The organism is Hyalangium ruber (assembly GCF_034259325.1).
GTDB lineage: Bacteria > Myxococcota > Myxococcia > Myxococcales > Myxococcaceae > Hyalangium_A > Hyalangium_A rubrum.
In genome coordinates this window covers 103,902-117,615 of the sequence record NZ_JAXIVS010000017.1, presented here as the reverse complement: position 1 = coordinate 117,615, position 13,714 = coordinate 103,902, and the positions used below count along the sequence as shown (strand labels likewise).

Annotated in this window: 11 protein-coding genes; 6 read left to right on the top strand and 5 right to left on the bottom strand. The window is 69.9% G+C overall.

Annotated elements, in window-relative coordinates; genetic code table 11:
- The first annotated feature begins 69 nt into the window (after positions 1-69).
- Positions 70-1,041, top strand: coding sequence for a serine/threonine protein kinase (locus tag SYV04_RS36860; protein ID WP_321550730.1), 972 nt, complete (start codon positions 70-72; stop codon positions 1,039-1,041).
- Positions 1,042-1,050: 9 nt separating this feature from the next.
- On the opposite strand, the gene SYV04_RS36855 is transcribed toward SYV04_RS36860, so the two are convergent.
- A complete protein-coding gene (locus SYV04_RS36855; protein ID WP_321550729.1) occupies positions 1,051-1,593 on the bottom strand; it encodes a hypothetical protein in 543 nt (180 codons plus the stop codon).
- Positions 1,594-1,649: 56 nt separating this feature from the next.
- Between SYV04_RS36855 and SYV04_RS36850 the strand changes: the two genes are divergently transcribed.
- A complete protein-coding gene (locus SYV04_RS36850; RefSeq protein WP_321550728.1) occupies positions 1,650-3,152 on the top strand; it encodes a carboxypeptidase M32 in 1,503 nt (500 codons plus the stop codon).
- 1 nt (position 3,153) lies between these two features.
- On the opposite strand, the gene SYV04_RS36845 is transcribed toward SYV04_RS36850, so the two are convergent.
- On the bottom strand, positions 3,154-3,507 hold the full coding sequence (locus SYV04_RS36845) for a four-helix bundle copper-binding protein (protein WP_321550727.1): 354 nt from the start codon (positions 3,505-3,507) through the stop codon (positions 3,154-3,156).
- A 331-nt stretch (positions 3,508-3,838) separates the two neighbouring features.
- Positions 3,839-5,005 (bottom strand): ribonuclease D, encoded by a 1,167-nt coding sequence (locus SYV04_RS36840; protein ID WP_321550726.1) that lies wholly within the window; start codon positions 5,003-5,005, stop codon positions 3,839-3,841.
- 78 nt (positions 5,006-5,083) lie between these two features.
- Here SYV04_RS36840 and ttcA point away from each other — a divergent pair, with 78 nt between their 5' ends.
- From ttcA to SYV04_RS36820, 4 genes are all read left to right on the top strand, one after another.
- Positions 5,084-5,926, top strand: a complete 843-nt coding sequence (gene ttcA, locus SYV04_RS36835) for a tRNA 2-thiocytidine(32) synthetase TtcA (protein ID WP_321550725.1) — start codon at positions 5,084-5,086, stop codon at positions 5,924-5,926.
- A complete protein-coding gene (locus SYV04_RS36830) occupies positions 5,905-6,735 on the top strand; it encodes a tellurite resistance TerB family protein (RefSeq protein ID WP_321550724.1) in 831 nt (276 codons plus the stop codon). Before ttcA ends, SYV04_RS36830 begins: the two co-directional genes overlap by 22 nt.
- 9 nt (positions 6,736-6,744) lie before the next feature.
- Positions 6,745-7,569, top strand: coding sequence for a phosphate/phosphite/phosphonate ABC transporter substrate-binding protein (locus tag SYV04_RS36825; RefSeq protein WP_321550723.1), 825 nt, complete (start codon positions 6,745-6,747; stop codon positions 7,567-7,569).
- 132 nt (positions 7,570-7,701) lie between these two features.
- Complete coding sequence (locus tag SYV04_RS36820; RefSeq protein WP_321550722.1) at positions 7,702-9,285, top strand: methyl-accepting chemotaxis protein; 1,584 nt, start codon at positions 7,702-7,704, stop codon at positions 9,283-9,285.
- A 19-nt stretch (positions 9,286-9,304) separates the two neighbouring features.
- Here SYV04_RS36820 and SYV04_RS36815 read toward each other — a convergent pair whose 3' ends face one another.
- Together SYV04_RS36815 and SYV04_RS36810 are read right to left on the bottom strand one after the other, a co-directional pair.
- On the bottom strand, positions 9,305-10,441 hold the full coding sequence (locus SYV04_RS36815) for a serine/threonine protein kinase (protein WP_422724011.1): 1,137 nt from the start codon (positions 10,439-10,441) through the stop codon (positions 9,305-9,307).
- Positions 10,442-10,570: 129 nt separating this feature from the next.
- Positions 10,571-13,573 carry a choice-of-anchor D domain-containing protein gene (locus SYV04_RS36810; RefSeq protein WP_321550822.1) on the bottom strand — a complete coding sequence of 1,001 codons (3,003 nt, stop codon included), beginning with the start codon at positions 13,571-13,573 and terminating at the stop codon, positions 10,571-10,573.
- Positions 13,574-13,714: the final 141 nt, after the last annotated feature.

Here is a 13,714-nt window from a genome sequence, read left to right as displayed (position 1 = left end):
AGTGCTGGCCAGGAGGCAACCTGGGAGGTTATATGTCTGGCGTCCTACCTGACGGGAAGGGAGCAAGGCATGGCGGAGAGGGTGGTGCATCCCAGTACGTTGGTTCCTGGGGAGTGGGTGGGGGCCTGGCAGATCGTTGGGAAGCTGGGCTCGGGCTCCTTCGGCGCCGTCTACAAGGTGGAGTGCGAGGGGGAGGCGTTCGCGCTCAAGTTCTCCCTGCGTCGGCAGGAGAGCGGCGAGGACGACCTCAACCAGACCGACGCGAGGCTCCGCAAGGAGCTGGCATGTCTGCTGCGCATCCAGCACCCCAACGTGGTGCGCCTGCACGCCTTCGGCTGCTGGCCGCATCCGACCAAGGGCTACCGCTACCTGTTGATGGACTATGTGGCGGGAAAGCCGCTGGCCCGATGGGCCCGGGATGAGGTGCCCTCCATCCGGCGGGTGCTCCAGGTCTTCGACAAGCTCGCGCTGACGCTGGAGGCCATCCACCGCGCCGGGGTGAGCCACCGTGACCTGAAGTCGGCGAACATCCTCGTGCGTACACGGGATGAAGAGCCGGTGCTGGTGGACTTCGGCTCGGGGGACCACACGCAGGGCAAGCCCATCACGGAAGGACCGCTGCCCCCGGGGACGCCGCACTACCGCTCTCCGGAGGCGCTCCGATTCCAGCGCGAGTACATGCGGGCTCCCGGGGTGCGCTATGCCTTCCGCGCGACCGACGAGCTGTATGCGCTGGGCGTGGCGCTCTACGAGGTGCTGACCGGGCGGCCGCCGTTCTCACCGCAGCTCCCCCGGGAGGTCCTCAACGCGGAGATCGAGTGGAAGGATCCTCCTCCTCCGCTGGCCTATGACGCGCGGGTGCCCGTGGCCGTGAGCGATCTGGTCATGCGGCTGCTCGAAAAGCGCCCCGAGGACCGGCCGCAGAGCGGGCAGCAGCTGCACGAGGAGCTCCAGGCCGTGCTGACTCCGGCGAGCCCGGGGCTGGAGGAGAAGGTCGTCGTCCGGCCTCCGGATCTCATCACCACCGAGGACATGCCGTAGTCCCGGTGGCTACTTGTGGGGCACCACGGTGCCTCCCCGGTGCGCCGAGTCGCGCAGCACCAGTCCCTCCTTGAAGAGGCGTGCGGCCTTGGGGCCGACGAGGAAGTCCTTCGGGTCTCCCTTGCGGTAGGTCTTCTTCAGGTACTCCATGACATCGAGGTACAGGCGCCGGAAGTGGTCCGAGGCCGCGTCCTTCCGGCCCGTCTGTGGGGTGACTTCCAGCTCCGCCCAGAGCTGCCCGCTGAGCAGCTCGCCTTCCTCATTCTTCCGGCAGCGCTCCATGAAGATGACCGGCGAGCGCACCTCGTCGATGCGCCAGGAGCCCTTGTCCGGGCCGCGCTTGACCTTGTCGACGATGGCGGGGCCGATGTCGCTGGCTACCAGATAGAGGTCTTCCTCGGGCAGCTGAGGGTGGTTCTCCTCGCTGGCCCGGAACCCCTCCCAATCCGGAGGCACGCGCCGGGGGTACACCTCCAGCACGAAGCGCTCGAGGAAGCGGAAGAAGGCGACCTCGTCCTCGGGCGCCATGAAGAACTTCTGCACGTTGGCCATGGTGGCGGCAAGGTAGCACTGCCCGCGCGGCCCGGGATGGCCTAGAACGTGGGGATATGGACCGCACCTTCCCCGCGCTGCTGGCTCGGATGCAGGAACTGAAGGACCTCAACGGCGTCATCGGCCTGGCCACCTGGGACCAGGAGACGTACTTGCCCGCCAAGGCCTCCGACGCGCGGGCCCACCAGCTCTCCACCCTGCAGGGCCTCTACCACGAGCGGCTGGTGGACCCCCGCCTGGGCGAGGTGCTCGCCTGGGCCGCCTCGCGCTCCGAGCTCGACGCGGACCAGCGCGCCATGGTGCGGGTGCTCACCCACGAGCGGGACCGGGCGGTGCGCGTTCCTCAGGCGCTGGTGAAGGCGCTCGCCGAGGCGCAGAGCCGCGCGCTGAATGCCTGGCGCCAGGCACGCAAGGAGAAGCGCTTCGCCCTGTTCCAGCCCGCCCTCGCGCGCCTGCTGCAGCTGCGACGCGAGCAGGCGGATGCCTACGGCCATGACGGCGAGCGCTATGACGCGCTCCTCGAGGGGTACGAGCCCGGGATGCGCGTCTCCCGCCTCACCCCCGTGCTCACCGCGCTGAGGGATGCGCTCATCCCCATGGTGGCCGCCATCGGCTCCGCGCCTCGGAAGGTCGCGGACCTGCCCGAGGGCCGTCGCTTCGACGCGGAGGCGCAGTGGCGCTTCAGCCTGAAGCTGCTGGAGGCCACGGGCTTCGACCTGGAGGCGGGTCGGCAGGACCGGAGCATCCATCCCTTCACCGGCGGCACGCACCCGCGCGATGTGCGCCTCACCACGCGCATCGACGAGGCGAACCCCCTCAACGCCCTGTTCAGCACCATCCACGAGGCGGGCCACGGGCTCTATGAGCAGGGCTTCGATGAGGCCCACTACCGCACGCCGCTGGCCGCATCGCCCTCCATGGGCCTGCACGAGTCGCAGTCGCGCCTCTGGGAGAACGTGGTGGGGCGCAGCCGCGCCTTCTGGGAGCACTTCTTCCCGGCCCTTGGCGAGTCCTTCCCCGAGGCGCTCTCCGGCGTGGGGCTGGACACGTTCCTGGGGGCGGTCAACCGCGTGAGCCCCTCGCTCATTCGCACCGAGGCGGACGAGGTGACGTACAACCTCCACATCGTCCTTCGCTATGAGCTGGAGTTGCTGCTCATCCACGACGAGCTGCCGCTGGAGGATGTGCCCGCCGCGTGGAACGAGCGCATGCGCCGCTACCTCGGCGTGACGCCGCCGGATGATGTGCTGGGCGTCCTCCAGGACATCCACTGGTCCTGGGGCGAGTTCGGCTACTTCCCCACGTACGCGCTCGGAAACCTCTACTCCGCGTCCCTCTATCGGGCCGCCGAGCGCGCCATCCCGGAGCTGACGGGGCACATCCGCAGAGGCGAGCTGCTGCCGCTGCGCGACTGGCTGCGCGACAACATCCACCGCGAGGGCTATCGCGTGCCCGCGGAGGAGCTCATCCGCAAGGTGACGGGCCAGGGCCTCACCGACGCGGACTTCCTGAGCTACCTCAAGGGTAAGTACGGCGCGCTGTACGGCGTCTCGCTGTAGGTCAGTTCGCGAACAGCAGCAGCTTGCAGGCCCGCGCCAGGATCAGCGCATCGCGCGCCAGCGCCGCGCTCGTCGCGTTCGAGTCCAGCCACGCCACGCGCGCCACCTGGCTGCTCAGCTCGAAGCAGATGCTCGCCGTGCGCCGCGCCAGGCTGCTGTCCTTCTGAAGCGCGCGGGCGTTCAGCTCGCACAGCTCCGCACACTGCCGCAGCAACCGGACGTTGTCGCTGTCAGCCGCGTGCCCCTCGGATACCAGCCGCGTCATTCCTGCTTCACACGCGGCCTGGCACTTCAGGCTGGCGGTGATGCACTGAGAAATGTCCGACCTCGCCACGCCCGTTCTCACACCCATCATGCCGGCCACCTCCACAGCGGACCCAAAGCTATGCACGGTGTCCCCCATCGCAACTGCCTCCGGCCCCTGTCAGGCGCCCGCACATGTCCGACGCGTCGACCCTCGTCCCACCCGTGGTTGAAGAGTACGCGCAGGCTCACACCGAACCCCCTGGACCGCTCTTCGAGGAACTCCGGCAAAACGGGCGGGCCGATCAGCGCGTGCTCGAACTGGGTACGTCACAGGGTATTCCGCATTGCGGAGGGCGGAAGGGCCCTCGGGCAATGACGCGCGCATCCCGTGAGATATCGATCAGAAATCCCCGCGCGGGGCCCGCGAGGGATGCGGACCCTCAAACGCTTACAGGGTACTGCGCGAGCAGCGTCAGGAGCTCCGCCCCATAGAGGCGCACCCGCTTCTCTCCGAACCAGGGCACCTGGGAGAACTCCTCCAGGGTGCGCGGCGGTGTGGAGGCCAGCGCGTCCATGAGCGGGTTGGTCAGCACCACCGAGGGCGTCACCTTGCGCTCGGCCGCCTTCGCCGAGCGGAACGTCTTCAGCGCCTCCTCGCGCTTGCGCCGGTTGGGGTCCCGCCCGTCCTTGGACTCGCGCTCGGGCTTCAGCTCGCCCCGGCGGCCCTTCTCCACCCACTCGCGGACGATGGCGAGCACCTCGTCGCCGTGCTCCCGCACGAAGGAGCCCCGCACACCCGCGGCGCGCGCCAGCTCCTTGGGGTTGGTGGGCAGCTTCACCGCGATGTCCGCGATGGCCATGGCCGACAACATCCGCCCCATGGGCACATTGGCCTTCTCGGCCCACTCCAGGCGCTTGCGGTGCAGCGCGTGCGCCACCGCCGTCGCCAGCGTCACCTGCGCCGGCGAGAGGCCCGAGCGCGGCAGCTTGGGCTTGAAGTCCGCGCCCACGTCCGGCCGGACAGCGGCCTCCTCGCACATGCGCGCGCAGTCCAGCAGCACCTCCTCGAGGATGTCGGCCTTGCGGCACTCCTCGCGCACCTGCCGCCCCAGCTCGCAGAGGTAGCGCACGTCATTGGCGATGTAGTCGCGCATGCCTGGGGGCAGCGGGCGCAGCGAGAAGTCCGACTGCTGGTGCTCCTTGGGCAGCTCCACCCCCAGACGCTCCCGGGCGATGTCCGCCAGGCCCACCTTGGGCCAGCCGAGCAGCGTCGCCGCCCGGTGGGTGTCGAAGAGGCCCTGCACCCGCACCCCCGCCTCCGCCAGGTACTGAAGGTCTCCCTGGGCGGCGTGGAAGTACTTGGTCCGCTCCGGGTCGACCATCAAGGGAGCGAGCAGGCGAGCGTCCACCCCGGGGGCCAGGGTGTCGAAGAGGAACACTTCCGAGTCGGTGCCCAGCTGGAGGAAGCACAGCCGCGCCCGGAAGGCGTGCATGGCATCCGCCTCCAGGTCCACGGCCACTTCACGGGTCGCCTCCAGCGTCCGGGCGGCGGCCTGGGCGCCTGGGGCATCCACCACATCCACGGCACCCTGGGGAAAGGTCGGCATCGGGTCAGGCAAGCTAGCGGACCAGGGAGGTTACGTGTGACGTGTTTTTTCCCCGGCCGTCGGTAGGATGGGCACGCCATGAGCGACATCCAACGGCTGGAAAAAAACCTGCTTGGTCATATGGGGAGGGCCATCGCGGACTACGGGCTCATCCAGGAGGGCGACCGCATCATGGTCGGGGTGTCAGGTGGCAAGGACTCCTACACCATGCTGCACCTGCTGCGGGAGCTGCAGCGGCGTGCCCCGGTGCGCTTCGAGCTGCTGGCGGTGAACCTGGACCAGGGTCACCCCGGCTTCCCCGCCGACAAGCTGGAGGGCTACTTCCAGAAGGAGGGCTACGCCTACAAGATGCTGAAGGAGGACACCTACAGCATCGTCCTGGAGAAGACGCCGCCGGGGAAGACGCAGTGCGCGGTCTGCTCGCGCATGCGCCGGGGCATCCTCTATACGGCCGCGGTGGAGCTGGGCTGCACCAAGATTGCCCTGGGCCACCACCGCGACGACCTCATCCACACCCTGCTGCTCAACCTCTTCTTCGCCGGCTCCATCAAGGCGATGCCGCCGCTGTTGCGCAGCGACGATGGGCGCAACACCGTCATCCGGCCGCTGTGCTACGCGCCGGAGAAGGACATCGCCCAGTTCGCCGAGCTCAAGCAGTTCCCCATCATCCCCTGCGACTTGTGCGGCTCGCAGGAGAACCTGCAGCGCAAGCGCATGCAGAAGCTGGTGGAGGACCTGGGCAAGGAAATTCCGAACGTGCGCCAGAGCCTGCTGTCGGCCATGGGCAACGTGAGGCCCAGCCACCTGCTGGATCGAAATCTCTTCGACTTCTTGTCTCCGGATGCGAAGGAAGAGGCCGCAACCCCCACCCCTCAACCCCCTGAAGGGAGCGCACGCGCATGGCTCGAGAGCAGGCAGTAAACGCCCGCAAGCAGCGCAACGCCGCACTGGTGGAGACGATGCTCCTGGCCGCCATGGCCGACGGCTCCGTGTCCGAGCTGGAGATGCAGACGCTCTTGCGCCGTGTCATCGAGCGCCCGGAGTTCGAGGGCACCAAGCCCGACGAGCTCAACGCCCTGGTGGAGTCCTGCGCCCGGCACCTGTCCGAGGCGAAGAACCTCCAGGAGATCCTCTCCTCGCTGCGCACGCGGCTGCCCAACCACAAGAACCGCATGTTGGCCTTCGGGCTGGCGGCGGCGGTGGCCTTCGCGGACCAGCGCGCCACGCGCGCGGAGCTGGGGCTGCTCAAGACGATCCAGGCCGCGCTCGGCATCTCCGAGGACGAGGTGGCGCAGATCATCGACATCATCGAGATGGGCGGCAGCCTGTCCGAGGCGCTGGGCGAGCCGCTGGAGCGCCTGTACGCCGAGGTGATGGTGCTGGTGAGCGCGGCGGACGGCAAGCTGAAGGAGGCCGAGGCGCGGGCGCTGGTGGAGAGCTTCGCGGCCGACCCGCTCTTCGAGAACGTGAGCCCGGAGCGGGCCCAGAGCTTCGTGAGCGAGTCGGTGGCGGCGCTGGCGACCGAGGGGCTGCCGCAGCGGCTCCAGGTGCTGGCGCACGGGCTGACCACGCACGCGCACCGGGTGAAGGCCTACCGGCTGGCCACCAAGATTGCCCATGCCTCTGGCCAGGCGAGCGTCGCCGAGCAGCGCATCCTGGACCTGTTGCAGGCGACTTTCGGCCTGGCGGACGACGAGGTGTCGCGCCTCGATCGGGGCGCGGGAGCCTAGGCGGGCGCTATGTCCGTGAACTCCCCCAACCCGACGCGCGCGGTCTTCCGCTTCGCCCTGCCGCCCTCGCTGGGCAGTGAGCGTGCGCGGGAGCGCGCCGAGCAGCTCGGCGCCTTCCTGCAGAACGCGCTGGGCAAGCCCGTGGAGGTGTCCGTGGCCTCCAGCTACGAGGTGCTCGCCAAGGAGCTGCTGTCCGGCAAGGCGGACGCGGCCTGGGCGCCTCCCTTCGTGTGCGCGCGCACCGAGGCCATGGGCGTGCGGGTGCTGGTACGCGGCGTGCGCCTGGGCATGTCCTCCTACCGGGCCGCGCTGGTGTGCCGCTCCGGCAAGGGGCTGACGCTGGAGCGCCTCAAGGGCGTCACCGCCGCCTGGGTGGACCGGGACGCCGTGGCGGGCTACCTGCTGCCCGTGGCGTACCTGAAGGCCCAGGGCGTGGAGCCCCCGCGCGCCTTCACCGCCCAGCACTTCACCGGCTCGTACCGGGGCGCGCTGGAGGCGGTGCTCGATGGCACGGCGGACGTGGCGGGCGTGTTCTGCCCTCCGGCCTCCACGGGCCTCACCTACACCGCGGGCGTGGAGAAGGTGTTGGGCAAGGGAGCGGGCGACAAGTTCGATCTCATCGCCTACACCGAGGAGGCCCCCAACGACGGCGTGCCGGTGTCGATGAACGTGGCGCCGCCAGTGGCCAAGGTGCTGGAGTCCACGTTCCTCGAGCTGGAGTCCTCGCCCGAGGGGCAGGCGCTGCTCAAGGACGTGTTCAGCGCCGATCGCTTCGAGCCCGCGCCGCGCATGGGCTACCGCGCCCTCTACCGCGTGGCGCTGGCCAGCCTCTAAGCCCTCCCGGGAGCCCGCCGCTCACGGGAAGGGCGGGCCGTTTGCTCCCAGCCCGCGCGCCGTTGCCGTAGAGTCGATGCGTACGCGGCTGGGCGCCAGCTCGGCGCTGCAAGCGCGGACGGTGGCTCGCGCATGAACACGGTCTCTCCCTCTCCCCCAGCGTTCCTGTCCCACCGTCCCATCGGCGCCAGGCTGGGCCTGGCGTTCGCGATGCTCGTCGCCATGCTGGCGGGCCTCGGGCTCTACTCGCTCGATGGGCTCGCCCGGCTCAACACCGCGCTGGGAGCGCTCGTCGCCGAGCGCTACCGGACCATCGAGCTCGTCAACGAGGCCATCCACGTCCACGATGAGAACGCGCGGCTCCTGCTCCAGCTGGCCATGATGGGGCCGCTCGGCAGCGGCGCGGAGGACATGCGCGCCCTGCGCGAGCGCATGAGCGAGAACAGCAAGCGGTTCGCCGAGATGCTGACGGAGCTCGAGGCGCGGATGGTCTCCGAGCAGGAGCGTGCCCTGTTCGCCATCGTCGCGGCGCGGCGCACGCCGTACCTGGAGAGCCGGCAGCAGGTGGGGGCCCTCCTGGCCCAGGGCAACGTCGCCGAGGCCATGGCCCTGCTGACCCGGGAGACGCTGCCGCGCCTTTCGGAGTACCGGCTTGCCTGGAAGGAGCTCATCGCCTTCGAGCACGACAGGATGAAGGCCACCGCCGCGGAGAGCGAGGCGCTGCACGCCGAGGCACGGGGCACCATCCTCGGCGTCATAGGCTTCGCCGTGCTGGTGGCGGTCCTGGTGGCGCTGGTCACCACCCGAGGCGTGACGGTCCCCATCGCGCGCGTGGTGGGACACGCCCGGCAGATCGCCGCCGGCAACCTGCGCGAGCGCATCCTCGTCACCCATGGCGATGAGACCGGCCAGTTGCAGCGCGCCATGCGGGAGATGTCCGAGCGCCTGTCGGGTGTGCTCGCCGAGGTGCGCGCGGGAGCCAATACCCTCTCGACGGGCAGCGAGCAGGTCTCCTTCGCCTCGCAGGCGCTCTCGCAAGGCACCAGCGAGCAGGCCGCCTCGGTGGAGGAGACGAGCGCCTACCTCCAGGAGATGAGCGCCACCTTGCTGCGCAACGCGGACCTCAGCCAGCAGACCGAGGAGGTCGCGCTGAGGACCGCGCGCGAGGTGGAGGAGGGCGGCCGGGCGGTGCAGGAGACGGTCTCGGCCATGCAGCGCATCGTCGAGCGCATCGCCATCATCGAGGAGCTGGCCTACCAGACGAACCTGCTCTCCCTGAACGCCTCCATCGAGGCGGCCCGGGCGGGGGAGCAGGGCCGGGGGTTCGCGGTCGTGGCCGGGGAGGTGCGCAAGCTCTCCGAGCGTGCCCGGGGCGCGGCCCGGGAGATCGTCTCGGAGGCCGGAGTGAGCATGCGGGTGGCGGAGCGGTCCGGGAAGGCCCTCACGGCGCTGCTGCCCTCCATCCGGCGGACCGTCGAGCTGGTCCAGCAGGTGAGCACCTCCTCGCGGGAGCAGAAGGGGAGCGTGGAGTACATCACCCGGGCGATGACGAGCGTGGACACGGTCACCCAGCGCAACTCCGCGGGCGCCGAGGAGCTGGCGGCCACGGCCGAGGAGCTGGCCCAGCAGGCGGAGTCGCTCCGGCAGGCCATCGCCTTCTTCGCGCTCGCGGAGGAGGAAGCCTCGACGCAGGCGCCCCGGTTGCTGGCGGCCTGAGTCGCGCTCGCGGGTGGGGCTACTTTTCGCCCTTGCCGCTCCGGGAGCTCTTCCGAGACCCGCTGGTGTCCTTGGAGGAGTCCGAGGAGGGGGCGACCTTGGGCGCCTTGGGAATCACCCCGGCCACCTTCGGGGCGGCGGGCGGGAGCGTCTGCTGCTTTTGCGCGGGCACCAGCGCCGTCGGCGGCAGGTCGTCCAGCAGCGGAGGCGGCTCCTTCGTCTTGCCGGGGCGGCTCATGTGGCGCGGGTCGTACGCGATGACCGTGGGCTCGTTGGAGAACTCCTCCTCCAGCTCCTCGGCGTACAGCTCGCGCATGAAGGCCGCCAGGTGCGCCGTGGTGCCGGGCAGCTGCTGCTTGAAGAGGAAGTCCTCGATGGCCAGCTGCAGGTCGCCCGCGGTGGCGAAGCGCTCGTCCCGGTTCTTCGCCAGCGCCTTGAGAATCACCGCGTCCATCGCCTTGGGGATGCTCTGCACCACCTCGGAGGGCGGAGTCACCTTGGCGGCCACCACCGCCTTGAGCGTGGCCAGCTCCGTCTCGCGCTTGAAGAGGCGCGTGTTGGTCAGCAGCTCGTAGAACACCGTGCCCAGGCCGAACACGTCCGAGCGGTGGTCCAGGGGCTCGCCCTTGGCCTGCTCCGGGGACATGTACGCGTGCTTGCCCTTGATCTGGCCCACCGTCGTCTGGCTGAACTTGTTGGCGGCCTTGGCCACGCCGAAGTCGATAATTTTCACGCTGCCGTTGAAGCCCACCAGCACGTTCTGCGGAGACACGTCCCGGTGGATCAGCGCCAGCTTGCGCCCGGAGGGGCTGCGCGCGTGGTGCGCGGCGTCCAGCCCGGCGGCGGCGTCGGCGATGACGCGGCACTTGAACGCCAGCGGCATCGCCCCCTTGCGTTGGATGGCCCGCTTGTTCACGTCGGCGATCGCCTCGCCGTGTACGTACTCCATGGCGATGTAGTAGGTGCCGTCCACCTCTCCCAGGTCGTAGATCTGGGCGATGTTCGGGTGGTTGAGGAGCGCGGCGATGCGCGCCTCGTCCAGGAACATCTGGATGAACTCATCATCCTCGGACAGGTGGGGCAGCAGCCGCTTGACGACCAGCAGCTTCTGGAAGCCCACGGGCCCCTTCTGCCGGGCGAGATAGACCTGGCCCATCCCGCCTGCAGCGAGCTTCTTCAGCAGCTCATAACGCCCGAAGGTCTCCACGTCCCCCGGACGATAGCCGCGTGAGGCCCAGGGGCGGAAGCCCGTCTGACGGGATTTCCAGCCCTGGGCCTCCGCCCCTCAGGGGGCAGGCGGGTTGCCACAGACGCTGCGGTAGCGGATCTGGATGTTCTGGCCCGTGGCGGGCACCGCGTTGGCCTGGAAGAGGATGGCGTTACGCGAAGCGTCGTACCGCCAGAGGGAAGGATCCACCGTGCGTCCCTGGACACGCACCGACATCTCCGAGCTGGTGGAGGGCGTGGCGGTGAGGGGGAAGTCGGCCTGCGGCTCCCCCGCGCGGCGGATCAGCTGGTCCAGGAAGGGCCGGTAGTCGCCGCGGCACACCGAGTCCACCGCGCCGCCCGTGGCCCGGGCCACCTCCGAGAAGCGCGTCCCCGTGCCGGCCGTGGCGCACCGGTTGTCGGTAGGCACCAGGGCGTAGAGCTGGGTGCGGTGGGACATGCCGGGCCCCTTCATGGCCTGGAGGAACTGGGTGTAGCTGTCGGCGGGGAAGCCCGAGTTGTCGTCCTCGTCGGCCACCACCACCACCGCCAGGCGCGCCGGAGTGCGGACCAGGCCCAGGTTGCCGTCGTTGGGCTGCGGGGTGCGCGGGTCGTCCTGGCTGTCCACCAGGGGCGAGGAGAGCGCCTGCCGGGTCGTCTCCAGGCCCTGCACCAGGTTGTGGCACAGGCCCACCTCCACATTGGACTGGAGCGTCTGGGCCGCGTCGGCCGTGGTGCCGCTCACCACGCGCTGGCGGCTGCCATCCAAGGGCAGCAGGCGCCCGGCATCCCCGTTCTGCGCGTCACACCCCTCCACCGCGCGCGGACTGAGGGCCGTGCTGGTGACACCCACGCGGACGTCCACGCCCTCGGTCCGGGCGTGCTCCAGCCAGCCGGGAATCGCCGAGCGCAGCCGCTGCTGGTAGGTGTTCATGGTGGTGGTGTTGGAGATGACGAAGAGCACGTCGAGCTGGCTGTCGGTGCCCTGGGTGAAGTTGTCGAGCTGGATGCCCTCGTGGTTGGTCTCCGCCAGCAGGGGCACCAGCAGCGGCGTGGGCTCGGTGTCGGCCTTCACGAACAGCGGGCTGAAGTGCTGGCCGAGCACGTCACGCGCGTAGGTCAGCTCCAGCTCGAAGCCCTCGCCGGGCGCCAGCGTGCGCGGCTGGTCCAGCGGTCGGGTCAGCGTGAACTGGTTGCTCGTGCCCGCGCCGATGCTCGCCTGGGTCACGGTGACCGGGTGCGGGCACTGGTTGGAGATGAGCGTGCGGCGCGGCGTGGCGGCGCAGTCGTACCGGATGGCGCCGAAGTCCACGAAGGAGGGCGCGGCGACGAGGCAGCTCGCCTGGGACACGCCCGTGAGCGGCAGCGTCACCGTGGGGTTGTCCGGGTTGTTCACCGTGAGCTTCAGCTCGCCCGCGTAGGTACCCGCGGTCGGCGGGCGGAAGGCCACCATGGCGCTGAAGGCCGTGTCGTAGGGCAGCACGCCGCCGGTGATGCGGCCACCGGGCATGAAGAAGGCCCCGCCCGCGTCATTGGAGATGTGGATGTCCTTCACGGCGCACTCGGCGCGCCCCGGGTTGCGCATGTAGAAGCCCAGCACCGCGCCCCGGCCCGGCGCCACGTTGCCGAAGTCCAGCGCCGGCTGCGGCCGCAGCTCGTAGACGCAGGGACCGCTGGCGCGCGCCCGGCCGGTGAGGAGGATGGTGCGCTCCGCGGAGAACGGCGCATCCGAGCGCAGCCGGAGCTGGACCTGGTGGCTGCCCTCCGCCTTGGGCTCGAAGTAGATCGTCAGCTCGAGCGAGTCCCCGCCCGGAGCGATGGCGATGCTGCCCGCTTCGAGCTGGGGCCAGGTGCCGCTCGTCCACGGATAGGTCTGCGTGCCTCGGGTGGGCACGTTCACGGCGAACTGGTCCTGGGCTCCGTCGGCGCGCAAGCCCAGCAGGTGCAGCTGCCCGGTGGTGCCGGCGTTGGAGATGCGGATGACCTTGGCCAGCTTGCCGCCCACGGGCACCTCGCCGAAGTCCAGCGACAGGGGCGTCACCGCGAGCGTGGGCTGACCGCCCCGCGCGTCCAGCATGACCTCCGACTGGCGCGTCCGGTCCGAGGCGTAGTTCAGCGTCAGCTGCGCGGTGGTGCGGTCCGCCTGGCGCGCTGCGAACTCCAGGTCCAGCTCCACCGCCTCGCCCGGCCCCACGGTCCGCCCGTCCACGCTGTTGAGGCTGTAGAACGACTGGGGATCCGAGGTGATGAGGTTGGCGATGGTCACCGGCCGCCAGGTGATGTTGCGCGCCCACGCCTGCGTGGCGCTCTTCTCGTGGACGGGGATGGGCTCGAAGGGCACCGGCGTCGGCTCGAACACGAAGGCGCTCGCCACCGAGTTACCCGCCAGCTCCGCCGTGGACGGGGTGCAGTCCTGGCAGGAGCGCACCTCCACGCGCGCCCCCATGCGCCCCAGGTCCTTCGGCAGGTACTTCGTATTCACCTGCTGGGTGCTGAAGGGCGGAACGGTGACGACGTCCGTGGTGAAGGGCTCGGCCTGATCGCCGCCCACCGCCACCGTGAGGGGCAGGTCCACCGGGTTGGTGATGGTGAGCGTCAGCGTGCGATCGCTCTCCACCTCCAGCGTCTCGAAGTCCAGCACCGGCGGGTAGATGCCCACCGGCGTCGGCGCGCCTGTGCCCCGCACCACCACCTGCTGCACGGCGCCGGAGTTGGCGTCCGTGCGCATGCGCACCTGCTCTTCGATGAGCCCCTCGCGCAGCGGGTGGAAGCGCACCTTCACCTGCTTGGACTCGCCCGGCATCACCCGGCTCTCACCCTCCACCAGCTCCACCTGGTACGAGGGGTTGTCACCCAGGCTCAGCGCATCCAGCGCGAAGAAGGGCACATAGCCGACGTTGCGGATGTGTACCTCCCGCTCACGCCACTCACCCACGGGTACCTCGCCGAAGTCGAGCTCCCCGGTGTCGACCATCGCGGCCGCGGCCACCGCACGGGTGTTTCCTGGCTCATGACAGGCCGCCACCATGGCGGCCAGCACTGCCAGACCGAGCACACGCCCCCAGACCCGCCCCTGACTCATCGTCATTCCCGCCCTTGTTCGTACCCGCGTCAGGCGACGCGGGCTCTCCCGGCCCGTTCCCTATCAAAGGGCGTACCAACGCCTGGCCCTGGGGGGGATCGCAGGGAATCAGAGGACGAAGATGTGGGTAACTGTCACCCA